This window comes from Mesorhizobium sp. M1169, assembly GCF_040318345.1.
In the GTDB taxonomy this organism is placed as follows: Bacteria; Pseudomonadota; Alphaproteobacteria; order Rhizobiales; family Rhizobiaceae; genus Mesorhizobium.
In genome coordinates this window covers 71,565-96,723 of sequence record NZ_JAMYME010000023.1, presented here as the reverse complement: position 1 = coordinate 96,723, position 25,159 = coordinate 71,565, and the positions used below count along the sequence as shown (strand labels likewise).

Below are 25,159 nucleotides of genomic sequence, written 5' to 3'. Positions count from 1 at the left end.
CGCCAGCCCCGCGCGTGGGGGGCGCCCCCCCGCGTTCCCCCCGGGGGGGTGGAACGCATGCCGATTGCGGGGTGTGTATATTCCGACGGCGATGCTCATGCGGCGTGCCGGCCGGCTGGACGAGCTGGGAGGCCGCTATGCGGCCTTGATGCGGGTGCGCGCCGGCGCGCTGCTCGGCGCACCGCAAGGGTTGCAAGGCAAAGCGCTCGACCACTGGCTCGACTCTCGCGATAAGGAGCAAGCCGGCGGCTTCACGACGCGCTCGCAAGCGGCCGGCGAGGCGAAGAATCTGACGCAGATGCAACAGGCAGCAGAACGGCTGCATGACTGGACGGCAAGGAGGCTCGGTGAACGTCGATGATGTGAAGGCCCTGGCGACACGGATCAGGGAAGAAGTGGCCAAGGCGATCACCGGGCAGCACGATACGGTCGACCTGATGCTGACCGCCTTGTTTGCGGGCGGGCATATCCTGCTGGAAGGTCCTCCGGGCACGGCCAAGACCATGACCGCGCGCTGCTTCGCCCAGGCGCTTGGGATCGCCTACGGGCGGATCCAGTTCACGCCGGACCTGATGCCCGGCGATATCGTCGGGTCGAACATCTACAACTTCCAGACCGGGCAGTTCACGCTGACGCGCGGCCCGATCTTCTGCGATCTCCTGCTTGCCGACGAAATCAACCGCACGCCGCCCAAGACGCAGGCCGCACTGCTCGAGGCGATGCAGGAACATGCGGTCACCTTCGACGGCACCACGCATTCGCTCGGCCGCAATTTCATGGTCGTCGCGACCCAGAATCCGATCGAGCACCAGGGCGTCTATCCGCTGCCGGAGGCGCAGCTCGACCGCTTCCTGTTCAAGCACCGCGTCAGCTATCCCGGCCCCGAGGAAGAACGAGCCATCATCGTCCATCACGGCGGCGGCTCCGCCTCGCACGACATCGCGCAATATGGCATCGAGGCGCAGACGGACCGCGAAATGCTGCAGGAGGCCCTTGAAGTCGTCGGCTCCGTCACCCTCGTCGACGATGTCGTCGGCTACATAGCGGCGCTGGTTCGGGCTACGCGCGAAAATGCCGATCTGGAGGTCGGGGCCAGTCCGCGCGCCGGCGCCATGCTGGCGCGGGCGGCGCGTGCCCGGGCGGCGCTGGACGGACGCGCCTATGTGATCCCCGACGACGTCAAGGCGCTGGCGGTGCCGGCGCTGCGTCATCGGGTCATCCTTTCGCCTGCCGCACAGATCGATGGCCGGCTGGTCGAGCAGATCGTCTCCGACCTGGTCGACCAGACGGAAGCACCACGTTGATCTATCCCAGCGGCCGAGCGGTATGGGCAGCTGCGGCCGGCGCGGTGCCGGCCTTCCTGGTCGCGCTGGCGCTGCCGTCGTTCTGGTATCTGGGATTGCTGTGGAGTTGCCTGCTGCTTGCCTTCCTGGCGGTGGATGCCGCGGCCGGACGCGGACGGGCATCGCTGAATGCCAGCATCGATGCGCCGCAGCAGGCCGGTGTCGGCGGCGAGTTCAGCGTGCAAATCACCGCCCGTCACTCGGGGCCGCGCGCCGCGGAGGCTCGGGTCGGCCACGATGCGCGTCTGGCGCCGGTGAGCGGCAGCGGCGGCGCCTTGCAGCCGACCGCTGGAGGCGGGTCGCTCTTCCTCCGCTTCCAGGCGCTGCGGCGCGGCGTCGCCAGCTTCGACCGTCTCTGGGTGCGCTGGCGCGGGCCGTTCGGGCTGGTCTGGAACCAGGTCGTGCTGCCGGTGGAAAGCAAGGTTGCGGTGCTGCCCGACGTCAGCAGCGCTCGCGGCGAGGCGATCACGCTGCTGCAACATGCGGCGCTTGCCGAAGGCCATGCGCAGCGCCGCGCCGGCCAAGGCCGCGAGTTCGACGCGCTCAAGGATTACCAGCCGGGCATGGGCCGGCGGATGATCGACTGGAAGCGCAGCGCCCGCCACGGCAAGCTGTTGGCGCGCGAGTTCCGCATCGAGGAGAACAACAACATCGTGCTGGCCATCGACAGCGGACGCCTGATGTGCGAACCGGTCGACGGGGTGCCGAAGGTGGACCGGGCGGTGACGGCCGCCCTGCTGTCGGCATTCATCGCGCTGAAGGGCGGTGACATGGTCAGCCTGTTCGGCTTCGATGCAAGGCCGCGCGTTTCGAGCGGCGCCGTGCGCGGCCCCGCCAGCTTTGCGATGATCCAGAAACGGGCCGCCGAGATCGACTACTCCAGCGAGGAGACCAATTTCACGCTGGCATTGACGACGCTGGCGGCGCGGCTCGACCGCCGCTCGCTGGTCATCATCTTCACCGATTTCGTCGATCCGATCAGCGCGGAATTGATGCTGCGCACCGTGGGCCGGCTCACCGAACGGCATCTCGTGCTGTTCATGATGATGAAGGACACCGAACTGGAGAGCCTGGCCGACCTGCCGCCACGCTCCGGCGAGGATGTTGCCCGCGCGGTCGTTGCCGGAGGGCTCTTGCGCGAAAGGCAGGTCGTCATCGGCCGGCTGCGCCTGCTTGGGGCGCATGTGATCGAAGCCGACCACAACCGGCTCGGTCCGGCGCTGGTCGAGCGCTATCTGCAGTTCAAGCAGGAGGATTTGCTGTGACGGCGCCGGTACGCGGCAATGCGGAGCGCGGCGACGCGGTACGCCAGTCGCTGGCCAGCTTCCGCCGCGAGCGCGAGGCCGACTGGAAGGCATTCGAGGCGCTGCTGGCGCGTGTCGAGAAGCGTGCGCCGCGGACGCTTTCCGAAGAGGAGCTGCTGTCGCTGCCGCTGCTCTATCGATCGGCGCTGTCTTCCCTGTCGGTGGCGCGCGCGACATCGCTCGATAATGCGCTGGTCGGCTATCTCGAAGCGCTGTCTCTGCGCGGTTATTTCTATCTCTACGGCGCGCGCCGCGGGCTGCGGCAGCGCCTCGCCGATTTCTTCCTGCATGACTGGCCCGAAGCCATTCGCGACCTGTGGCGCGAGACATTGGCGTCGGTCGCGCTGATGGTGATCGGCATTGGTGCAGGCGCCTGGCTGGTGGCATCCGACAAGAGCTGGTTCGACGCGATCATCCCGCCCGGCCTGGCAGGAGGCCGCGGCCCCGACACCTCGGCCGAGCTGCTGCGAGGCATGCTTTATGATGGCGACAATGGCTTTCTCTCAGGCTTTGCCGCCTATCTGTTCACGCACAACGTCCAGGTCGCAATCCTGGCCTTCGCCCTTGGCTTCGCCTTCGCGGTGCCGACGGTGCTGCTGATGCTGTACAACGGCTGCATGATCGGGGCGTTGTTCCAAGTCTATTGGTCCAAGGGGCTTGGCATGGAGCTCGGCGGCTGGCTGGCCATCCACGGCACCACCGAATTGTTCGCAATCTCTTTGGCCGGCGCGGCGGGCATGCGCATCGGCACCAGCATCGCCTTTCCCGGCGAATTGACACGCATGGCGGCAGCGGCTCGCGCCGGACGCATCGCCGCGAACGCCATGGTCGGGGTCTCGGTCATGCTGCTGTTTGCCGGGCTGCTCGAGGGCATTGGCAGGCAGACCATCACCAGCGACGTCACGCGCTACGGCATTGGCGGGGGCATGCTGGTGCTGTGGATCGGTTATTTCTACCTGTTCCGGGCGGTGCGGCATGGCGATCGTTAAACGCGCCGCCTTCGCGGCTGTACGGCCGCTGATCACGCCCGAAGGCGTCGATCTCCGGATAAAGTTGGCCGACGCCGGCACGCGGGCCTCCGCCTTCCTGCTCGACATCGTGTTCATCGCCGTGGCGGCAATCGTGATCACGATCGTCGCGCTGTTCGGGGTGGGAGGCCTTGGCAGCGAGGGATTTCAGCCGCTCTTCGTCGTCTGGATCATCCTGATCTTCTTTCTGCGCAACGCCTACTTCATCGTCTTCGAAGCGGGCCGGCGCGCGGCTACGCCCGGCAAGCGGATCGTCGGCATCCGGGTCGCGTCGCGCAGCGGAGACGGCCTGTCGATCGACCAGGTCATCGCCCGCAACCTGATGCGCGAGATCGAGGTGTTCCTGCCGCTGTCGATCATCGTTGGACGCAGCGGGACCGACCTCGCCGACACGTTGACGACGGTGTTCGGACTGGTGTGGACGCTGCTGTTTGCCTTGTTCCCGCTGTTCAATCGCGACCGCATGCGGATCGGTGATCTGTTGGCGGGGACCTGGGTGGTAGAGGCGCCGAAGCGCGCCTTGCTTGAAGACCTGTCGGCACGGCAGGATCCGGCGGCCGGCGCCTTCCGGTTCAGCCACGCCCAGCTCGATGCCTACGGGATTGCCGAACTCCACAAGCTGGAAGAGGTGCTGCGCCGCGACGACTATTTCGCCCTGCGGACGGTGGCCGAAACGATCGGACGCAAGATCGGCGCGGCACCCCAAGCCCATGACGCACGCGCGTTCCTGACGGCTTACTACGGCGAGCTACGGGCGCATCTCGAACGCAAGCTGCTGCTCGGCAACCGCAGGGCCGACAAGCATGCGCGGTAGCAGTTGCCGAACAGGTGCAGCTAGCGAGAAGCATCGGTGCTGCCCCTCATCCGCCTGCCGGCACCTTCTCCCCGTATAGTGACGGGGAGAAGGGAGATAGACGCAATGTCGACCACTATTCCGCAACGCTGCCAGTTTGCGAAACCATCTGCGATAGCGTCTTTCTCCCCGTCACTATACGGGGAGAAATGCCCGGCAGGGCAATGAGGGGCGGCGCCGACGAACCTGATGAGCCCCTCTCATGAGCCCCGGTTCAAATGCCACCCTCCCCTATCCCACCCACTTCTCATAATCGGACACCAGCAGATGCAGCGGTGCCGTGTCCTCGTCGATGTCCGCGAAGCGGCCGATTGGTTCGCGAAAGACGTTGTCGGTGAGATCGTCGTTGACGGTCGAGACCTCGCCGATCAGCACGTCCTTGCCCTCGGCCCAGAAGGAATGCCAGACACCCGGCAGCAAAGTGACGCTCTGGCCTGGGTCGAGCTTCAGCAGTCCACCCGCAGGTAGTCTGTGGATGGTTCCGTCGACAGGCACCGATACTTCGGCCTTCGGATCGATGCCGCCATCGCGATCATGCATGAACAGCTCCAGCACCAGTTTGCCGCCGCCACGGTTGATGATGTCCTCCGCCTTGATGTTGTGGCGGTGCATCGGCGACAGCTGATCCTTGCGCGAGATCATGATCTTTTCGGCATAAAGCATGCCCATGCCCTTCTTCATGTCCTCGTAGCGGCCGTTGCGAACGGTGAACAGGAACAGGCCGAGCTCGTCGAATTTCTCCTGGCCGTAGTCGGTGATGTCCCAGCCAAGCCGCGATGAGAAGATTGCCGACGAATCCTGCCGGCGCGCCTTCATCTCTTCCGGCGACCAGTAGGCGAAGGGCGGCATGATGTAGCCGAACGAGCGGATGAAGGCGTCGGCGTCGCGGATGATGTCGTTGATGGCGGAGCGTTTCATGATCGTGGTTCCTTCCCGTCGCTTTGCGAGCGCTAGAACGGTTCATCGTTTCATGGAAACGCCGAACCGCTCGATCTTTTTTTGGACGCAATTCCGGACGGAAAACCGTTTCACACTTTTCCTGGAATTGCTCAAACCGCAATAGCCGAACGTCAATTCGGTGTCGATGCAAACTGCTGTCGCTGGCCCCATGACATGCGGTCCGATCAGGGCCATAAGGTCAACCAATTTTCCAATGGTGAGACCATGCGCAGCATAGACGACCTCGATACGCCGGCGATCCTGATCGATGCCGGCCGCGCCGAAGCCAATATCGCGCGGGCGCAGGCCCATGCCAACCGGCACGGGCTGAAGCTCAGGCCGCACATCAAGACCCACAAGCTGCCCTACTGGGCAAAGAAGCAGATCGCGGCGGGCGCCGTCGGCATCACCTGCCAGAAGATCGGCGAGGCCGAGGTCATGGCCGATGCCGGACTGACCGACATCTTTCTGCCCTACAATATCGTCGGGCGGGCCAAGCTGGAGCGCCTCAAGGCGCTGCACGGCCGCGTAACCCTGTCGGTGACAACGGACAGCATGGACACGCTGATGGGGCTTGCCGCCACCTTTGCCGATCCCGGCCACCGCCTGCCGGTGCTGGTCGAATGCGACACCGGCATGGGCCGCTGCGGTGTGCAGTCGGCCGGCGAGGCAGTCGCGCTGGCGAGCGAGATCGACAAGGTTCGGGGGCTCGTCTTCGGCGGCTTGATGACCTACCCGGGGGCCGGCCGCGCCGCCGAGACCGAGGCGTGGCTCGCCGAAGCGCGGCAAGCACTTGCCGCAGCCGGCCTTGCTTGCGAGCGCATCTCCAGCGGCGGCACACCCGATATGTGGCGTTCCGGCGAGCACAGCGTCGTTACCGAATACCGGCCCGGCACCTACATCTATCTCGACCGCTACCAGGTCGCCAAAGGCGTCGGCAGCCTCGACGATTGCGCACTGACGGTGCTGTCGACGGTGGTCAGCCACCCAACGCCGACACGCGCCATCCTCGACGCCGGCAGCAAGGCGCTCTCCAGCGACACACTGGGGCTCGCTGATTTCGGCGAGTTGCTGGGCATTTCAGGCGCAAGGGTGACCAGCCTCAGCGAAGAGCACGGCAATGTCACGCTGTCAGGCGGCGCCGAGCTTCGCATCGGCGAGCGCGTGCGCGTCGTGCCCGATCATTGCTGCGTCGTTACCAACCTGTTCGACGAGGTGCATCTGGTCGAAGGCGAGACGGTGATCGAGACGCTCCAGGTCAAGGCGCGAGGACGGATGGGGTGAACCAAGCTGGAGCGCGTGCGCTTCAGGTACAAAATCCTTCAAACGCTGGAGGGACAGCGCCCCCCTCTGGCCTGCCGGCCATCTCCCCCCCAAGGGTCCCCCAAGGGGGGAGATCGGTAGCTTCGCCGGTAGCGCCTCTCTTTCAACATTCGCGATTGGCGAAACGATACGTGACATTCAATCTCCCCCCTTGAGGGGGAGATGTCCGGCAGGACAGAGGGGGGAACTCGACGGCGGTCAGTTAGCCTGTCTCGCGGCAACCCGGCGCATCGAAATGACGCGGCGGCGCCAGATCTCGGTGCGCATCGCCGCTAGGTGCAGCGCGAAGAAAAGCACGGTGAAGCCGAGTGCCATCACCAGCAACGGCCACAACAGGCTTGGATCGATGGTCGGGCCGCCGAGCCGGAACACCGACGCCGGCTGATGCAGCGTGTTCCACCAGTCGACCGAAAATTTGATGATCGGAATGTTGATGAAGCCGACCAGGGTGATGATGGCGGCGGCCCAGGCGGCGCGCCCCGCATCGTCGAGCGCGCGGGTCAGCGCGATGATGCCGAGATACATCAGGAACAGGATGAACACCGAGGTCAGCCGCGCGTCCCACACCCACCAGGTGCCCCACATCGGCTTGCCCCAGATCGAACCGGTGATCAGTGCAAGGGCGGTGAAGACAGCGCCGATGGGTGCCGCCGATTTCAGCGCCACGTCGGCCAGCGGATGGCGCCAGACCAGCGTGCCCAGTGCCGAGACCGCCATCAGCGTGTAGCACATCATGGCGAGCCAGGCGAAAGGCACGTGGATATACATGATGCGAACGGTGATGCCCTGCTGGAAGTCCTCAGGCGCCGTGAAGCTCATATAGAGACCCACGCCGAGGACGATGGCGGCCACGCTCGCCAGCCACGGCACGACCTTGTCGGCCAGCCCGACGAACCGCGTCGGGTGGGCAAGGTCCATCCAGCCGGAGAGGCGTGAAGTCGTGTCGCTCATGCCACCTTACATAGACCGCCGGCGGAGTTGCGGCAACCGCAGCGGCGGTACGTCTTCCCTTCTCCCCTTGCTGCGCAGGGCTATCGAGAAGGCAAGCCGCGCTGCTCAGGCGGCTTCGTTCACCGGACGGCTGAGGCGGCGGACCTCCTCGTCGTTGAGCAGGCCGCCGGCGCGCAGCAGGCTGGCGAAGCGACCGTTGCGCAGCGACAGTTCGGTGAACCCGCCCATCTCGACCACCCGGCCCTTGTCCATGAACACGACCAGATCGGCGTCGCGAACGGTGGTCAGGCGGTGGGCGATGATGAAGGTGGTGCGGCCGCGCCGCAATTCGTCGATGGCGTCCTTGACGCGGTCTTCCGTCTCGACGTCGAGCGCGCTGGTCGCCTCGTCGAGAACCAGGATGGGCGCGTCCTTCAGCACGGCGCGGGCGATCGCGATGCGCTGGCGCTCGCCACCGGACAGCTGTCCGCCGCGTTCGCCGACGACCGTGTCGTAGCCCTCGCACTTTGACAGGATGAAATCCTGCGCGGCGGCGGCGTTGGCCGCGGCATGGACCTCGTCATAGGTCGCCTCCGCACGGCCGACGCGGATGTTGTCCTCGATCGAGCGGTTGAGCAGGCCGGCATCCTGGAACACGGTGGCGATCGAATGGCGCAGCGACTTGCGGGTCACCGTGCGGGTGTCGATGCCGTCGATCAGGATACGGCCGCTGGACGGCGTGAAGACGCGCTGCAGAAGGTTGATGAGCGTCGTCTTGCCGGCGCCCGTGGGGCCGACGATGGCGACGGTCTGGCCGGCCTGGACCTCGAACGACGCGTCGTCGACGCCCTGCCCGGAATTGCCGAACTCGAAGCAGACATTCTCGAAACGCACATGACCGGTGACGTTGACGAGATCGCGCAGCCCATCGGGCTCGGCGGCGTCGGATGCAGAGTCCTCGAGATGATAGAATTCCTCGAGCTTGGCGCGCGCCTCGGAAATCTGGTTGGCGAAGGCCGACATCTGGTCGAGCCGGGCAATCAGCAGCGTGGCAAAGCCGGTAAAGGCGATGACGTCGCCGATGCGCAACTGGCCGTGCGTCACCAGATAGGCGCCGATCAAGAGCACCACCATCATCGAAATCGTCGACGACAGGCGGTGCAGCGCGTTGGCCATCGCCCACCAGTCGAGCACCGGATTCTGTGCGTCGAGCAGGTTCTTGACGTAGCACTTCAGCGCCTCGGTCTCATGGCCGATGCGGTTGTAGCTCTGCAGGACGGCGACGTTGCTGACCGAGTCGGTCACATGCGCAAATACCTTGTGGTAGTGCCGCTCCACGGCCGCCTGGCCTTCCTTGGTGCGCCGCATCACCAGCCGTCCGATGCCGACATAGAGCGCGCCAAGCGCCAGCAGCACCATCGACATGCGGATATCCATGCTGAGCGCGGTGGGCACCAGCAGGACCAACGCAACCGCCGTCGACAGATGCTGCCGCATGAATTCCAGCCAGAGGCTGAACAAAGTCTCGACCGCGCGCAGGAGCGTGTGCAGGGAATTGGAGGTGCCGCGCTGATGATGCCAGGCAAGCGGCATGGTGATCACGCGCTCGAACGACTGGCAAAGAACCTCGCTGCGCCGCTGGTGGGCAAAGCGGTCGGCGCCGCGCGCCACCAGCACGAAGGCGATGATGTTGAACGCGCCGAGGCCGGCCCACATTGCGAGCGTCGCGAATACCGAGCCGCGGTCCGAAATGGCATCGATCACCCGGCCGAACATGATCGGCTCGAGAATGGCGATAATGGCAAGCGCGACATTCGCCCCGCAGATAAACGCAACGCGTTTCCTGTCGGCAGCGAGATAACCAAGGGCTCGCCAGTAGATTTGCAGAAGTGACACTTCAGCTACTCCGCCAATTATTTATGGTGCAGTGCGTCATTTTTTGACTCGTATCGGTTGACGCGTCGCAAAACAATGCTCGTCTAGCTCTTCCGTTCCCATTCCGCGAACAAAAGATGACGACGCTTCGAAATTTGCCGTGATCGTCTAACAGTTTGAGATAAAAGGTGAAATGTCAGCGTTGCGGCAAAATCATGGCAGCTCGAAAGCACTGCCACAATTTTAATCAGCAAGACCCTGGGCACGACGTCTAAAGTCGTGTGCAGGCATTCAGCAAGGTCAAACGCAAATATAACCGGTAGAGGCACTTGGAGCGCCCGTGCGTGCCCTGGGAACGCTAAGCGACGCTCCAAGCCCTTGAATCTAGGCCGGTATTCTGACGACCACCTCGGCACTATCTCCGGCTTTTGGCTCGAAGGACGAAGATTTGGTCTTCGTGCCATTCACTTCAAGTGAGATGGCCCGGGCCTTTTTGTCGCGGACGACGCGTACCTTGATCTCGGCGCCCAGCATCTTCAGAGTTGCCGAATAGCCGTCCCAATGGCTGGGAAGTCTCGGCGTGAACTGGAGGCGCTGTCCGCGGCGCTCTATGCCGAGAATGCTCTCGACCGCGGCGCGATAAAGCCAGCCCGCCGACCCGGTATACCAGGTCCAGCCGCCGCGGCCGCCCTTGTCTTGCCCGGAATAAACATCGGCCGCGACGACATAAGGTTCCACGCGGTAGCGCTCTGCCGCGGCTTCATCGCGCGCATGGTTGACCGGATTGAGCATTGAAAGGCAGCGGTAGGCATCGTCGGTGCGGCCCATTTCGGCGAGCGCAATGACGAACCATGTTGCCGCGTGCGTGTATTGGCCGCCGTTTTCACGGACCCCCGGCGGATAGCTCTTGATGTAGCCCGGGTCCTTTTCCGTCTTCGAGAAGGGCGGGGTGAACAGTTTGACGATGTTGAGGTCGTCGTCGACGAGCGCTTTCATCGCCTGCGCCATTGCCGTGGTCGACCGCGCCGGGTCGCCCTCGCCCGAAAGCACGCTCCAGGACTGGGCGATCGAGTCGATCTTGCACTCGTCCGACTTGCGCGAGCCGAGCGGCGTGCCGTCGTCGAAACTGCCGCGCCGATACCACTCGCCATCCCAGGCGGTGCTTTCCAGCGCCCGTTTCAGCACCTCGGCGTGCTTCGTCCAGGCCTGCACGCGCTTGGCATCGCGCTCAGCCTTGGCGACAGCGGCAAAGTCGCCCAGCGTCTTCAGCAGGAACCAGCCCAGCCACACGCTCTCGCCCTTGCCGTGCTCGCCGACGCGGTTCATGCCGTCGTTCCAGTCGCCGCCGAGGATCAGCGGCAGCCCGGCTGGGCTGCTGCGCTTGACGGCAAGATCGAGCGCCCGCGCGCAATGGTCGTAGAGCGAGGCTGTCTTCTTCGAGATTTCCGGGATGAAGAAAGCATCGTGCTCGCCTTCGCCCAGCGCCTGCCCTTCGATGAAGGGCAGTTGCTCCTTCAGGATCGCGGTGTCGCCGGTCACCAGCAGGTAACGGGCCGTGGCGTGGGCCAGCCAGACCACGTCGTCCGAGATCATGGTGCGGACGCCGGCCTCGGTGCGCGGCAGCCACCAATGCTGCACGTCGCCTTCGGGAAATTGCCGCCGCGCCGCGTTGAGGATCTGATCACGCGCCAGCTTGGGGTCATGCGCCAGCAAGGCCAAGGTATCCTGCAACTGATCGCGGAAGCCGAAGGCACCGCTCGCCTGATAGAACGCAGAGCGGGCACGGATGCGGCAGGCCAGGCTCTGATAGGGCAGCCAGTGATTGACCATGGCGTCGAGTGCCTTGTCCGGCGTCTCGACCTGGATGGTGTCGAGAAAGCCGCGCCATGTGCGCTCGTTGTCGGCCAGCCGCTGATCGAAATCCCTTGAGCGATGGGTCTGCACCAGCGCGCTGGCCTCCTCGGGCGAGGCCGCGTCGCCGAGCAGCCAGAGCAGCGTGACGTCGCCGCCGGCAGCGATGTCGATGTCGCGTACGATGGCCGCGCAGGGATCGTCGCCGGCCTCGACACGGCCGGACAGGCCGGCGCCGCTCAGCACGGCATGCGGAAACTCGCTCGTGCCTTGCCTGCCGATGAACTCGCCGCGATCGGCGGTGACCGAATGCACAGCACCGTCGGCGGCCAGAAAGGCGATCCGCTCGCCGAAATCGAGCCCATAGGGATTTTGCGCCAGCAATGCGCCGGTTGCGGCATCCCTCGACGGAACGATGCTTGCAGCGGTGCGCGAGCGATGGCCGCCAAGAACCCATTCCGCATAGGCGTAGACGCGCAGCCGCATCGGCACCGAACCCGAATTCTGGATGCGCAGCCGCGATATCTTCACCGGATCGACGGGATCGACGACATGGGTCAGGTCCATCGACAGCGGCCCGCGTTTTGAGCGGAACGTCGAAAAACCCTGCCCGTGCCAGGTTTCGTAGGTCATTGTCGGATCACGCACCACGGCAGCCATTGGCGAGAACGCCCTGCCACTGGCGTGATCGTAGATGTAGATGCCCTCGCCCGGCCGGTTGGTGACCGGATCGTTCGACCATGGCGTCAACTGATAGTCGCGGCTGTTGCGGCTCCAGGTGAAGGCAGCGCCTTCAGCCGAAATGTGGAACCCGAACGATGGGTTGGAGATGACGTTGATCCACGGCTGCGGCGTCGTGCGCCGGCCGGCAAGACGCACGACGTAGTGGCGTCCGCCGCCGTCGAAACCGCCGAAACCGTTCCATTGGTCGAGCCCGCTGCCGTCGACGCGCCCCTCGATCAGTGCCTGGGCGGCAGATACTTGCGACGTCGGCACCGGCAAGGACGGCTCGCGAAGCGCTGCAAGGTCTGCCGGCTGGAGGGCGGCGTCCCGCGCCTGCAGTGCCGCGGCCTCGGCACGCTCGATCTGGTCGAAGATGGTGCCGTTGCGCGTATGCAGCACCACCCGAGCGACGGCGAGCAAGGTCCTGTAGGTCGTTTCCTCCATCAGATCGCGGCGCACCGCGAAGATGTGCTGGCGGGGTCCGAGCTCCTTGCCGCGCAATCGGCTGTTTTCGCACAGCGTCTCCACCGCGCGCTGCAGGTCCTGCACGTAGGATGACGCCTGCTCGTTGACGACGACAAAATCGATCATCATGCCGCGGGCGCGCATGTATTCCTGGAAGCGAAGCGCCTGGGCGACGATCTCCAGATCGGCGACATCGGCGATCCTGACCAGGAAAATCGGAAAATCGCCGGATATGCTGGTCGGCCACAGGCTGGACTGCCTGCCGAGCCCGGAGACGATGGATTCGCCCGGAAGGCGCAGGAAGGGATCGGGATAGATCAGATAGCGCGCCAGCTTCTGCACATTGGCGGCGTCGGACAGGCTGAGGCCAAGGTGCCGGGTCTGCACCTGCGAGCGCGTCCAGGCGAGCATCGCCTGGCGGGCGAAGCTTTCGGGATGGTCGAGCCGTGCGACGGCGGCATCCAATTCGGCGCGATGGGTACCGACGACGGTCCAGAACGTCAGCGAAATCTTCTTGTTGGCCGGCACGCGCACCTGCCGGCGAAGCGATGCAATCGGATCCAGGGTGAAGCCGGAATGGCCGCCAAGCTTGGCGCCGGGATCAAAGGCCGCCGCTTCGGTGATGGTGCGGCCGCGGCCGATGAAGGCGCGCCTGTCGGTTTCCGCCTCGGCGTCTCGCGCCGATCCAGACGGGTCGGTGACGAAATGCACCATGGTGACGTCGGGCTCGTCCTTTTCGCGCTTGCGCCTGGTGGCGAAGATCGCGCCGTTGTTCGGCGCGATCTCGGTTTCCACGAACATCTTCGAAAAAGCCGGATGGGCATTATCCGAGGGCTCGGAGCCCAGCACCAGTTCGGCAAACGAGGTCACTTCGATATGCCGGTCGGCGGGGCCATCATTGTGGAGCGTCACCCGTCGGCCCTCACCATTGCCTTCCGAGATGACGATGCACTCGACTTCCGAACGCAGCGATCCAATCGATTTGACGAAGCTCGCCTTGTCGTCGGAGAACAGCGTCTGCGCACGCTCGCCGGCGGCGCGCTTCGGCTCGGCGGTGGCCGACCACCAGTCGCCGCTGCTGGCGTCGCGTAGGAAAATATAGGAACCAAGGCGGTCCTCGGTCGGATCCGGCTGCCAGCGCGTGACGGCAAGTTCGCCCCAGCGGCTGTACCCGGAGCCGGTGGCGGTGACCATGACCGAATAGCGGCCATTGGACATGACACTGGTCGAGCGGAGCGCCCTGAGCGGATCGAGCACGATGCGGGTATCCGGGCTTTCCAGCTCGGTCTCGTCCTTCGAGCGCTCGTCGGCCTCGGTCCGGACGGTCGCAGTCGGGATGTCGCGCGGCGCCCGTTCCTGCAGCAGCAATTCGGCCGACTCGATCACCGGGTCGCTGTGGAAGCGGTCGCGCAGGCGCCCTTCGAAGATCGCATCGGCAACTGCGGCAATCGACATGCCGGAGTGGTGGGCCATGTAGTTGAGCACGACGGCGTGGTCGGTGCCCTCGGGGACGCGTTGCGGCGTGAAATCCACCGCATCGTAAAAACCGTGCCGGCCCAGTGCGCCCAGCCGCCTCAGCCTAGCCAGGTTCTGCACGGATTCATGCGGCGTGAACTGCGCTGCCAGCACGGTCGCGTAAGGCGCGATCGCCGTGTTTTGGCCAAGGCCGCGCTTCAGGCCGAGCCCGGGCACGCCGAAATTGGTGTACTGGTAGGTCAGTTCACGGTCGCGGGCGTTGTAGGCCGCTTCCGAAATCCCCCAGGGAACGTTCTTCGAACGGCCATACTGGATCTGGCGCTTGATGATGAGCTTGCTGGTCTGGTTGAGAATGCTGCCTTGCGGCTCCTTCATCACCAGCGGCGGCATCAGATATTCGAACATCGAGCCGGACCAGGACATCAGTGCGCCCTGGAAGCCGATCTCGACGATCGGCCGGCCGAGCCGGAACCAGTGCTCGGTCGGCAAATCGCCCTTGGCGATGGCGAACAGGCTGGTCAGCCGCGCCTCGGACGCCAAAAGGTCGTAGCAGCTTTCGTCGAGCTGATGCTCCTCGACCCGGTAACCGATCGACAGGAGCTTGCGCTCGGGCCGCATCAGGAACGAGAAATCCATCTCGAAGGCGAAGCGGCGCGTGCGCTCGCGCAAGGTCAGAAGCTTGGCCCGCAACGCCGCGACCGCGTTTTCGTCGCTGTGCGCGTCGTGCACATGCGCCTCGCAGGTGGCTTCGAGCCTGGCCGCCCAATCGGCGATGGTGTCGCTCTGGGTCGACGCGGCCTCGGTGTGGATGGCTGTCGCGAGCTTGCGTATCTCGCCGGCCAGGACGGCCAGGTTGATGGTACGGATCGACGCCATCTCCGGCTGCGCCTTGATCAATTCGACCGCCCGCCGCATGCCGTCGAGACGGTCGGCGAGCCGCTGGCGCAAGGGCCGCAATTGACGCCGGTCGTCGGGCAGTTCCTCAAGGCTTTCATCGAGGATGGTGACGGTATCGAGGATGCCTTCGAAGTCGCCCTGCACATGCACCGACGGCGCTTCGGCCCATTCGGCGCAGGCAGCGGCCACGGCCACCAGATGGCCGGCGAGATTGCCGCTGTCGACCGCCGAAATGTACAGCGGGTAGAGCGGCTTCAGGGTCGTCGTGTCATACCAGTTGAAGAGATGGCCGCGATCGCGCGGCATGCTCTCGATGGTCGACATGGTCGCGTCGATGCGGTTGACGGCGTCGGAGAGGCTGATCCAGCCGAAATCGCGTGCCGAAATCACCGACAGCAGGTAGACGCCGATATTGGTCGGCGAGGTGCGGGGCGCCACCACGGGGGCCGGGCTTTCCTGGAAATTATCCGGCGGCAGATTGTGATGCTCGGCCGTCACGAAGGTCTCGAAATAGTGCCATGTACGCCGCGCCACGGTGCGCAGCGCGTGGATGTCGGCGGCCGATATGCGCAGGCGGTCCTCGGTTTCGGCCGAACGGCTGATCCAGCAGGCGATGGCGGGCGAGCCGATCCAGAACAAGGCAAAGAAGAAGGCGACGAAGGCGCCGGTGGAATCGGCCAGCACCGGGACAGCGAGGCCGACGACGCCGATGATCACCGCGCCGTACATGATGCTGTAGTAGGAGCCGAGATCGTTGTCGCCGCCCTTGTGTGCCTGCGAGGCGGTGCGCCATTCGAGCAGGTTCTGGCGGCTGACGAACAGGCGGTAGAGCGTGCGGATGATCGCGTCGCCCATCATCCAGGCAAGATGCGCCATCAGCACGATCTTCAGCGCCACCAGGGCGGTGCCGAAGGCAACGTCGCGTGCCAGTGCCGAGAAATGGCCGCGCGGCGTCTGATCGCCGCTCTTCGGCAGGATGGCGTTGACGATGTCGAACGTGGGCGCCATGAACAGCGTAAGGATCAGCAGCGCCTGCCATTGCGCGGCCTGCGTGAAGGGCAGCAGCGTCCAGCCGGCGATCGCGGCCATCACCCAGAAGATCGGCGTCACCGAGCGGCGCAGATTGTCCACCATCTTCCAGCGCGACAGCGCCGGCACGTTTGAGCGCGGGCTGAGGATGAAGCCCAGAAGCTGCCAGTCGCCGCGTGCCCAGCGATGGTGGCGCGACGCGTCGACCGAATAGCGGGTCGGATAGTCTTCGACCAGTTCGACGTCGGTGACCAAGGCCGAGCGCGCCAGGGCGCCTTCGAGCAGATCATGGCTGAGGATGGTGTTTTCCTCGATGCGACCCTTCAGCGCCGCCTCGAAGGCGTCGACATGGTAAAGACCCTTGCCGGTGAAGGAACCGTCGCCGAAGATGTCCTGGTAGAGGTCCGACACGGCAAAGACGTACGGATCGAGCCCGCGATTGGCGGAAAAGACACGCTGAAAGAACGATGCCTCGTCGCCACTGGTCAGCGACGCGGTGATGCGCGGCTGCAGGATGGAATAACCTGCCGTAACCTCGCGCCGTGCGACATCGAAATGCGGACGGTTGAGCGGGTGGCAAAGCTTGCCGGCCAGCGCAGCGACGGCGTCGCGGGTGGTGCGGGTGTCGGCGTCCAGCGTCATCACATGGACGACGCTCTCCGGCAATGGCACTTCCAACGGCAGGAAGGTGGTGTCGCTGTCGCCGCGCAGCAGAAGGTTCAATTCGTGCAGCTTGCCGCGCTTGCGCTCCCAGCCCATCCAGACGCCTTGCGATGCGTTGTAGAGCCGGCGCCGATGCAGCAGATAAAAGCGCGGCGCCCCTTCCGAGTCCGAGGGATAGCGGGCGTTCAGCCTGGCGATTTCGGCGCGGGCGAATTCGAGGATTTCGACATCCGCCGTATCGATCTCGGTCTTCGAGTCCGGCCAGTCGGAAAGCAGCGCGAAATAGACTTCGCCCGCCGTGTTGGCGAGGTGATGCACCTCGATGTTGCGGATGTTCTCCTCGACATCGTCACGCGAGCCGATCAGCGACGGCACCACCACCAGCGTGCGCGCCTCGGGCGGCACACCGTGCCTGAAATCATAGCCGATGAGACGCGTCGGCTTCAAAAACAGCGAGACGACGGTGTTGAAGAATGCGAGCGCGCCTTCGCTGGCTGGCACCGCGAACAAGGCCAGCATCAGGACGATCGACGGCACCGACAGGCCGAGATTGGCAAGCGCATTGCCGGAAACGACCAGAAGCAGGACCGTCAGCGCAAACACCGGCACGACGATGCCCAGCCATCCGGTCTTGCGGAAGGTCCGGTTGAGCGTCTTGCCGATGGTCGGCCGGTAGCCGATCGACCGCTCGAGCTCCTGCCGGCGCGGGCCGACCAGAAAGAAGCCGACGTCGGTGTGAGCGATCGGACCGCTTTCGGAGCCCGGTGCAGCGGCAGCATGGCCGGCGAGCTCGATCGCCCTTTCGGCAACGCGAAATTCGGAGAGATCGGAACGGCGCGCCAGCTCCTCGATCGCAGTCCGGTACTGGTCGCGGGAAAAGAAATCGAGCGCGGCGAAATCGGTGCGTTCGCGCAGCAAGGTGTCGATGCGACTGACGCCCTCGAACCACACCGTCCAGTCGATGTCGTTGATCAGGCGCAGGCCGCGGATGATGTTGCCGGTGGTCACGTTGCCGCTGGACAGCGTGTGGTGCTCGCTGAGGATGATCTCCTCGGCGTCGGAGCCGGTCCGTTCCAGCTCGCCCTCCAGCCATTCCAGCGCCCTGCCGGCATTTTGCGAGCCGTCACGCAGCCGGTAGAGCAACTGGGTGGCGAAGGTGGTGTCCTGCGCATGGGCGCTGTAGTGGGAAAGTATCGCCTGCCGGTCGGCGCTGTCGTCCGTCGCCAGCACACGGTCGGCGACCTCGTTGGCGATCTGGCGCAGTTCCCGCGTGCGATTGACGCGGACCGCGATCCGGCGAAGGTTCTCGATCAGGACGAAGCGCAGCAGCGACGGCAGCGCCCATAATTCGCCGATCTTCAGTGGCTCGACGGACTGGAAGCCTTCGACAATCGCCTTGAACATGGCCGACGAGACGGAACTGTCGGAATGCGCGACATAGGTCCACGCGACCGCCAGGGCGCGCGGCACGCTGGATCCATCCGACAGTTTCAGCGTCGGCAACTGACGATAGAAGCGGCGTGGCAAGTCGCGCTTGACCTGAAAAATGGTCTCCTCGACCAGGTAGTTGTTGTCGAGCAGCCACTGCGCCGCGGGCGTGATCGTTTCGCCCCTCGCCTGGGCAGCGTTGGTGGAACGGTAGACATCGAGAATTTTCCTGGCGCTGTCGCGGATGCGCGCCTGAAAATCGAAAGGCGTCAGACCGAACAAGTCCTTGGCGTCGCCATTGGCAAGGGCTGCGCCCAAAGCGCGCAGCCGATCTTCCGGCAGGAAATTGGAGCGTATCGGCACGTCGGTGACAGCCGGGAAGCTGGCGCTCGTCTTTTCGATCTGTGCGAGATTGGTCTGGATATTCATCTAAGGTTCCGTGTTGGGGACGCAGTGCGGCGTCACCGCCACGGCAATGTCCCTAAAACCGGTCCAAATGCAATTGGTTGCATCGCAACACTTGGCCGAAAGTTTGTTTCCGCACCACGACAAGATGCCGTCTTTCGACAACTTCCAGGCGAGCACTATGAGCATCGTTTCGGCTTCTGATCGGCGGAAGATTCAGGCTTTTTCGTGATGCAGCGACCAGCTTACGCGATATTTGGCCGGCGTCACGATCATGTTTGGAAACAGACGTTAATCGTTGCCGGCAATGCGGTCGATGCGGATCACGAACAGCATGGCCGGCCGGACCGGATCGAGGCGCAGTTCCGGCACTTGCGCCCCGGGCAACAGCGCGTCGAGCGGGCCAAGTTGCATGGGCGCCGCGCCGACCACGCTGAGTTCGCCGTCGACGCACAGGATGAGTGTTTCATCGGCTTCGGCCTGGATCTCCGTCGGAGCCGAAATCAGCAGGCGCTCGACCGTGTGGATCGCCCGGGCGCGGCGGGTCATGACGTTGAGGTCGGTGATCGGACCGGCGATCAGCGTGGCTTGCGTCGGCACGTCGGCCGGAAAGGCAAGCGGTGCGGAAGCCTTAGTGATTTCGACCGGTAGCCGGCCGGCGATGCCGAGGATCATGCCCTCGCCTTCCAGCAACGCCAAGGTCCGGTCGACGCCGGCGAATCCGGAAAATGGGCCGCCGCCCTCGACCAGCGCCATCGAGACGCGCCAGTCGAAATCGTCGAGCCCGGCACCTGGCGGCGAGACGGCAATCTCCGTCGTCATCCCGCCGCCGTTCTTCCACGGCATCGACCGGTATTCGGCTGCCCGAAGGATGTGCAAGGCGCGGCTCAGCCCAAAATGCCGGGCAGGTTGAGCTGGTTCTCCCGGGCGCACTCGATCGCGATGTCATAGCCGGCATCGGCGTGGCGCATGACGCCGGTCGCCGGATCGTTCCACAGAACCCGCTCCAGGCGCTTGGCCGCCTCGGGCGTGCCGTCGGCGACGATGACCATGCCGGCATGCTGCGAAAAGCCCATGCCGACGCCGCCGCCATGGTGCAGCGACACCCAGGTGGCGCCGGACGCGGTGTTGAGCAAGGCGTTGAGCAACGGCCAGTCGGAGACGGCATCGGAGCCGTCCTTCATCGCCTCCGTCTCGCGGTTCGGCGAGGCGACCGAGCCGGAATCAAGGTGATCGCGGCCGATGACCACCGGCGCTTTCAGTTCGCCCCTGGCGACCATCTCGTTGAAGGCGAGGCCGAGCCGGTGGCGATCGCCAAGCCCAACCCAGCAGATGCGCGCCGGCAGGCCCTGGAAGGCGATGCGCTCACGCGCCATGGCGAGCCAGTTGTGCAGATGGGTGTTGCCGGGGGTCAGCTCGCGCACCTTGGCGTCGGTCTTGTAGATATCCTCGGGATCGCCGGAAAGCGCTGCCCAGCGGAACGGGCCGATGCCGCGGCAAAACAGCGGACGGATGTAAGCCGGCACGAAACCCGGGAAGGCAAAGGCATTCTCGAACCCCTCCTCCTTCGCCACCTGGCGGATGTTGTTGCCGTAGTCGAGCGTCGGCACGCCGGCGTTCCAGAACGCCACCATCGCCTCGACATGCTCGCGCATCGACGCGCGGGCAGCTCTTTCAACGGCCTTCGGGTCGCTGGTGCGCTTCTCGCGCCACTCGGCCAGCGACCAGCCCTTGGGCAGATAGCCATTGAGCGGGTCATGCGCCGAGGTCTGATCGGTGACGATGTTAGGGCGCACGCCGCGCCGCACCAGTTCCGGCACGATGTCGGCGGCGTTGCCGACCAGGCCAACCGATTTCGCCTCACCGGCTTTGGTCCAGCGCTCGATCTTTTCCAGAGCCTCGTCGAGCGTGTCGGCGCGCTCATCGACATAGCGGGTGCGCAGCCGGAAATCGATGCGGTCGGGATCGCATTCGACCGCCAGGCAGCAGGCGCCGGCCATGACCGCGGCGAGCGGCTGGGCACCGCCCATGCCGCCGAGGCCGCCGGTCAGGATCCATTTGCCCCTGAGATTGCCGCCATAGTGCTGGCGGCCGGCTTCGACGAAGGTCTCGTAGGTGCCCTGCACGATGCCTTGCGTGCCGATGTAAATCCACGAGCCGGCCGTCATCTGGCCGTACATCATCAGGCCCTTTCTATCGAGCTCGTTGAATTTCTCCCATGTCGCCCAGTGCGGCACGAGATTCGAGTTGGCGATCAGGACGCGCGGGGCGTCAGGATGCGTGCGGAACACGCCGACCGGCTTGCCCGATTGCACCAACAGCGTCTCGTCGTCGCCAAGCGTCTTCAGCGAGGCAACGATGCGGTCGAAATCGTTCCAGGTGCGCGCCGCCCGGCCGATGCCGCCATAGACCACCAGTTCGTTGGGGTTTTCGGCGACGTCTGGGTCGAGATTGTTCATCAGCATGCGCAACGGCGCTTCCGTCAGCCAGGTGCGGGCGTTGAGCTCGCTGCCGCGCGGGCTGCGCACTTCACGGATGTTGTGGCGAGGATCGGTCATGATTGTCCCTTTCGAGTGAGGTGCACCGCGCGTCAGCGTTCGGCCCAGGCGATCGCGGTTTCCAGGATCTTCTTCAGCGTGACGCGGATCGGCGCCGCGAATTCGGCCTCGTAAGGCACCGGCCAGTTAGCCGGTTCGCCCTTGCCTTCGGGCTCGCGCATATAGCCGCGGTTGGAGAGTTCCATCTGCAGCGCGTGGACGCCGGCTTGCGGCTGGCCGAAATGGCGCGTGATCCAGCCGCCCTTGAAGCGGCCGTTGACGACGTAGCTCTTGCCGGTTTCGGCGAGGATCTGGCCAACCGTCGCTTGCAGCGTCGGATCGGCGCTCTTGCCGTCATTGGTGCCGAGATTGAAGACCGGCAATTTGCCTTCGAAAAGGCGCGGCAGCACCGAGCGGATCGAATGGCAGTCATAGACGACGATTTTTCCGTGCAAAGCGCGCAGCCTGTCGATCTCGGCCTGCAGAGCCGCATGATAGGGTACGAAGAACTTCTGGCGGCGTTCGTCGATCTCAGACGGTTCCGGCTCTTCACCCTTGCGGTAGAGCTGATCGCCGTCAAAGGTCTCTGTCGGGCAGAGCCCAGTCGTCGTCTGGCCGGGATAGAGCGAGGCGCCGGACGGGTCGCGGTTGACGTCGATAACGGTGCGCGAAATCGCCGTATGCACGACCGTCGCGCCGAGGCTCTCGGCGAAGTCATAAAGCTTGTCGATCCACCAGTCGGCGTCACGGCGGCCGAGCCAGGGCGAGACCAGCCGGCTGTCGAGGCCGGCGAGATCGATGCCGGTATGCGGGATCGAAACCAGCAGGGGTGCTGTGCCTTGGGTGACGGTGAGCCAGGAGGGTGAGGTCATCGGAAGTCTCCGCGCGAAGGAACGCGACTTTGCAATCGTCCTTGAACACCGACTTCGGTTTTTATCGCTCGCAACGCATTTTGTTCTTGCTTTGTGCCGGCAGCTATGCTACTAAATTCGGTATGGTGCTGATTCGGCCCGACGACCCGCCCTCGAGGCGGGTTTTTTGTTTCTGGATTTGAAAGTTTCGGTGTTGCCGGGCTGAGGTTGGCGGGACAGCGCCCCCCTCTGTCCTGCCGGACATCTCCCCCTCTAGTGGGGAGATTGGCAGCTTCGGCGCCTCGCTCAGTCCTGCAACGCTGGAGATTGGCGAAAGCCGAGACGACAGCCAATCTCCCCCCTGGAGGGGGAGATGTCCGGCAGGACAGAGGGGGGCGCGACAGAACGCGGCCTGTGACGGTGAACCGTCTCACGACGTCACCCCCGGCAGCTTTACCGCGCTTGCCGCTTCGACCGCCGCGCCGCTGCGTATCATGGCGATGGCCTTCTCCATGTCGGGGTGGAAGTGCCGGTCGTTGTCGAGATGGGGCACCTCTGCCCTGACCAGCCGGCGCACCGCCTCCAGTGCCGCGCTCGAGGCCAGCGGTGCGTGGAAATCGCAGCCTTGCGCGGCGGCCAGCAATTCGATGCCGATGACGGCCGTCGCATTCTCGACCATGCCGATGAGGCGGCGCGCGCCATGCGCCGCCATCGAGACATGGTCTTCCTGGTTGGCCGAGGTCGGGATCGAATCGACGCTGGCCGGATAGGCCTTTTGCTTGTTTTCAGAAACCAGTGCTGCCGCCGTGACCTGAGGGATCATGAAACCGGAATTCAGACCCGGCTTGGGCGTGAGAAAGGCCGGCATGCCCGACAGCGCCGGATCGACCAGCATGGCGATGCGCCGCTCCGACAGCGAGCCGATCTCGCAGACGGCGAGTGCGATCATGTCGGCGGCGAAGGCGACCGGCTCGGCATGGAAATTGCCGCCCGAAAGTGCGGAGTCGTCCTCGGCAAAGATCAACGGATTGTCGGTGACGCCGTTGGCCTCGGTGCCGAGCGTCTCGGCGGCCTTGCGGAGCACGTCGAGTGCTGCGCCCATCACCTGCGGCTGGCAGCGCAGGCAATACGGATCCTGCACGCGCTCGTCGCCGACGCGGTGCGATTCACGGATGGCGCTGCCGGCCATCAAATTGCGCAACGCCTCGGCCGTCTCGATCTGGCCGCGATGTTTCCTGAGCAGATGGATGCGTGGATCGAACGGAGCGTCGGAGCCCTTGGCGGCATCGGTCGACAGCGCGCCGGCGACCAGTGCCGACTGGTAGAGCACTTCCGCCTCGAACAAAGCGGCAAGCGCATAGGCGGTCGAAAACTGGGTGCCGTTGAGCAGCGCCAGGCCTTCCTTGGCGCCCAGTGTCACCGGCTCCAGGCCGTGCGAAACGAAGGCGACCTTGGCGGGAAAGCGGCCATGCGGGGTAAAGCACTCGCCGACGCCGATCATCACGGCGGTCATGTGCGACAGCGGCGCAAGGTCGCCGGAAGCGCCGACCGAGCCTTGCGCCGGCACCACGGGGATAACGTCGTTGGCCAGCATCGCCTCGAGCAGTTCGATCGTCCGCGGCCGCACGCCGGAGGCGCCCTGTGCCAGGCTGGCCAGCTTCAGCGCCATCATCAGCCGGCAGATTGCGACGGGCATCGGCTCGCCGACACCGGCAGCATGGGACAGCACGATGTTTCGCTGCAACGTTTCCAGATCGGCGGCGGGGATGCGGACGCTGGCCAGCTTGCCGAAGCCGGTATTGATGCCATAGACCGGCTCGCCCTTGGCAACGATCCTGGCGACGGCCTCGGCGCTGGCCTTGATCTTCGGTCGGCAGGCATCGTCGAGCCTCAGTGCGGCGCCGCGATAGATGGCGCGCCAATCGGCCAGCGTGGCATTGCCCGGCCTTAGCTTGAGTTCGGTCATTGTCCCTTCCAGATGCGGGCATGCAGCGGGTTGAAGCCCATGCGGTAGACGAGTTCGGCCGGGCGCTCGACGTTCCAGATCGCCAGATCGGCGGATTTTCCGGCCTCCAGCGTGCCGGTCTGTCCAAGCAGCCCGAGCGCGCGGGCAGCCTCGCGGGTAACGCCGGCAAGGCATTCATCGACGGTCAGGCCGAACAACGTCGCGGCCATGTTCATGGTCAGCAGCAGCGAGGTCAGCGGCGACGTGCCGGGATTGTTGTCGGTGGCAACGGCCATCCTGACGCCATGCTGGCGAAACAAGGCGATCGGCGGCTTCTTGGTCTCGCGGATGAAGTAGTAGGCGCCGGGCAGGATGGTCGCCACGGTTCCGGCCTTCGCCATCGCCGCCGCACCGGCCTCGTCGGTGTATTCGAGGTGGTCGGCCGATAGCGCACCATAGCGCGCCGCAAGTTCGGCGCCGTGCAGATTGGACAGCTGGTCCGCATGGAGCTTGACCGGCAGGCCCGCAGCCTTTGCGGCATCGAACACGCGGGCGATCTGCTCCGGCCAAAAGGCAATGCCTTCGCAAAAGCCGTCGACGGCATCGGCCAGGCCCTCGGCAGCGACGGCCGGCAAAATCTCGTTGGCGACAAGATCGATAAAGGCGTCCTTGTCGCCTTTTGCTTCGGGCGGCAGTGCATGAGCGCCGAGGAAAGTGGTCCTGACCGTCACCGGCCGCTCACCGCTCAGCCGTCGTGCGGCGCGCAGCGACTTCTTCTCGTTTTCGAGGTCGAGACCGTAGCCGGATTTGATCTCGACGGTGGTGACGCCTTCGGCGATCAGCGCATCGAGGCGCGGCAGCGACTGGGCGACCAGTTCGTCCTCGCTCGCCGCGCGCAGTGCCTTGACCGAGGAAACGATGCCGCCGCCGGCCTTGGCAACCTCTTCATAGGTAGCGCCGGCCAGCCGCATCTCGAATTCATTGGCCCGGTTGCCGGCGTGGACCAGATGAGTGTGGCAGTCGATCAGGCCGGGCGTGATCCAGCGGCCTTCGCAGTCGATCGCCTCGGCGCCTTTGCTAAGTGCTGCCGGCATGTCGGCTTCCGGCCCGGCATAGACGATCCGGCCGCTGCGCACGGCGATTGCACCGTGCTCGACGACGCCTGACCCGGGGCTGCTTTCGGCCATGGTCGCGAGGCGCGCATTGCGCCAGAGGCGAACCTCCCCTGCCCGGCTTTTGCTCTCTGCAGCCATCATCTTTTCCGTTTCAATAGGTGACGATTATGTATATACAT

Annotated in this window: 15 protein-coding genes; 6 read left to right on the top strand and 9 right to left on the bottom strand. The window is 64.9% G+C overall.

The genetic code is table 11. From position 1 onward, the window contains the following. Nucleotides 1-97: 97 nt before the first annotated feature. The 5 genes from NKH41_RS21515 to NKH41_RS21495 all read left to right on the top strand — a co-directional run bounded on the left by NKH41_RS21515 (nucleotide 98) and on the right by NKH41_RS21495 (nucleotide 4,489). The gene (locus NKH41_RS21515) at nucleotides 98-361 is read left to right on the top strand and encodes a hypothetical protein (protein ID WP_352490116.1); all 264 of its coding nucleotides are present in this window, start codon (nucleotides 98-100) and stop codon (nucleotides 359-361) included. After that, a complete protein-coding gene (locus tag NKH41_RS21510) occupies nucleotides 348-1,304 on the top strand; it encodes an AAA family ATPase (RefSeq protein ID WP_352933833.1) in 957 nt (318 codons plus the stop codon). The genes NKH41_RS21515 and NKH41_RS21510 overlap by 14 nt, the downstream gene beginning before the upstream one ends. Beyond that, complete coding sequence (locus tag NKH41_RS21505; RefSeq protein WP_352933831.1) at nucleotides 1,301-2,608, top strand: DUF58 domain-containing protein; 1,308 nt, start codon at nucleotides 1,301-1,303, stop codon at nucleotides 2,606-2,608. Before NKH41_RS21510 ends, NKH41_RS21505 begins: the two co-directional genes overlap by 4 nt. Beyond that, complete coding sequence (locus NKH41_RS21500; protein ID WP_352473664.1) at nucleotides 2,605-3,636, top strand: stage II sporulation protein M; 1,032 nt, start codon at nucleotides 2,605-2,607, stop codon at nucleotides 3,634-3,636. The genes NKH41_RS21505 and NKH41_RS21500 overlap by 4 nt, the downstream gene beginning before the upstream one ends. A 64-nt stretch (nucleotides 3,637-3,700) precedes the next feature. After that, nucleotides 3,701-4,489, top strand: a complete 789-nt coding sequence (locus NKH41_RS21495) for an RDD family protein (protein WP_352457151.1) — start codon at nucleotides 3,701-3,703, stop codon at nucleotides 4,487-4,489. Between the two features lie 270 nt (nucleotides 4,490-4,759). On the opposite strand, the gene NKH41_RS21490 is transcribed toward NKH41_RS21495, so the two are convergent. Then, nucleotides 4,760-5,446 (bottom strand): D-lyxose/D-mannose family sugar isomerase, encoded by a 687-nt coding sequence (locus NKH41_RS21490; protein WP_352933830.1) that lies wholly within the window; start codon nucleotides 5,444-5,446, stop codon nucleotides 4,760-4,762. Between the two features lie 246 nt (nucleotides 5,447-5,692). Between NKH41_RS21490 and NKH41_RS21485 the strand changes: the two genes are divergently transcribed. Next, a complete protein-coding gene (locus tag NKH41_RS21485; protein ID WP_352933828.1) occupies nucleotides 5,693-6,751 on the top strand; it encodes a D-TA family PLP-dependent enzyme in 1,059 nt (352 codons plus the stop codon). Between the two features lie 237 nt (nucleotides 6,752-6,988). Here the strand turns inward: NKH41_RS21485 and NKH41_RS21480 are convergent, their stop codons facing one another. The 8 genes from NKH41_RS21480 to hutI form a co-directional block, all read right to left on the bottom strand. Further along, nucleotides 6,989-7,741 (bottom strand): heme ABC transporter permease, encoded by a 753-nt coding sequence (locus NKH41_RS21480; protein WP_352933827.1) that lies wholly within the window; start codon nucleotides 7,739-7,741, stop codon nucleotides 6,989-6,991. A gap of 105 nt (nucleotides 7,742-7,846) precedes the next feature. Then, the gene (locus NKH41_RS21475; RefSeq protein WP_352770155.1) at nucleotides 7,847-9,616 is read right to left on the bottom strand and encodes a glucan ABC transporter ATP-binding protein/ permease; all 1,770 of its coding nucleotides are present in this window, start codon (nucleotides 9,614-9,616) and stop codon (nucleotides 7,847-7,849) included. Nucleotides 9,617-9,979: 363 nt separating this feature from the next. Further along, nucleotides 9,980-18,556, bottom strand: coding sequence for a glycoside hydrolase family 94 protein (locus tag NKH41_RS21470; protein WP_352933824.1), 8,577 nt, complete (start codon nucleotides 18,554-18,556; stop codon nucleotides 9,980-9,982). A 267-nt stretch (nucleotides 18,557-18,823) separates the two neighbouring features. Then, a complete protein-coding gene (locus NKH41_RS21465; protein WP_352933822.1) occupies nucleotides 18,824-19,411 on the bottom strand; it encodes a HutD/Ves family protein in 588 nt (195 codons plus the stop codon). Between the two features lie 8 nt (nucleotides 19,412-19,419). Then, nucleotides 19,420-21,090 carry a urocanate hydratase gene (hutU, locus tag NKH41_RS21460; protein WP_352933819.1) on the bottom strand — a complete coding sequence of 557 codons (1,671 nt, stop codon included), beginning with the start codon at nucleotides 21,088-21,090 and terminating at the stop codon, nucleotides 19,420-19,422. 32 nt (nucleotides 21,091-21,122) lie between these two features. Beyond that, on the bottom strand, nucleotides 21,123-21,941 hold the full coding sequence (hutG, locus tag NKH41_RS21455) for an N-formylglutamate deformylase (RefSeq protein ID WP_352933816.1): 819 nt from the start codon (nucleotides 21,939-21,941) through the stop codon (nucleotides 21,123-21,125). Nucleotides 21,942-22,350: 409 nt separating this feature from the next. Continuing rightward, nucleotides 22,351-23,886 carry a histidine ammonia-lyase gene (gene hutH, locus NKH41_RS21450; RefSeq protein WP_352501464.1) on the bottom strand — a complete coding sequence of 512 codons (1,536 nt, stop codon included), beginning with the start codon at nucleotides 23,884-23,886 and terminating at the stop codon, nucleotides 22,351-22,353. Beyond that, entirely contained in the window at nucleotides 23,883-25,118 is a 1,236-nt protein-coding gene (gene hutI / locus NKH41_RS21445; protein WP_352933813.1) for an imidazolonepropionase, read from the bottom strand. The genes hutH and hutI overlap by 4 nt, the downstream gene beginning before the upstream one ends. Nucleotides 25,119-25,159: the final 41 nt, after the last annotated feature.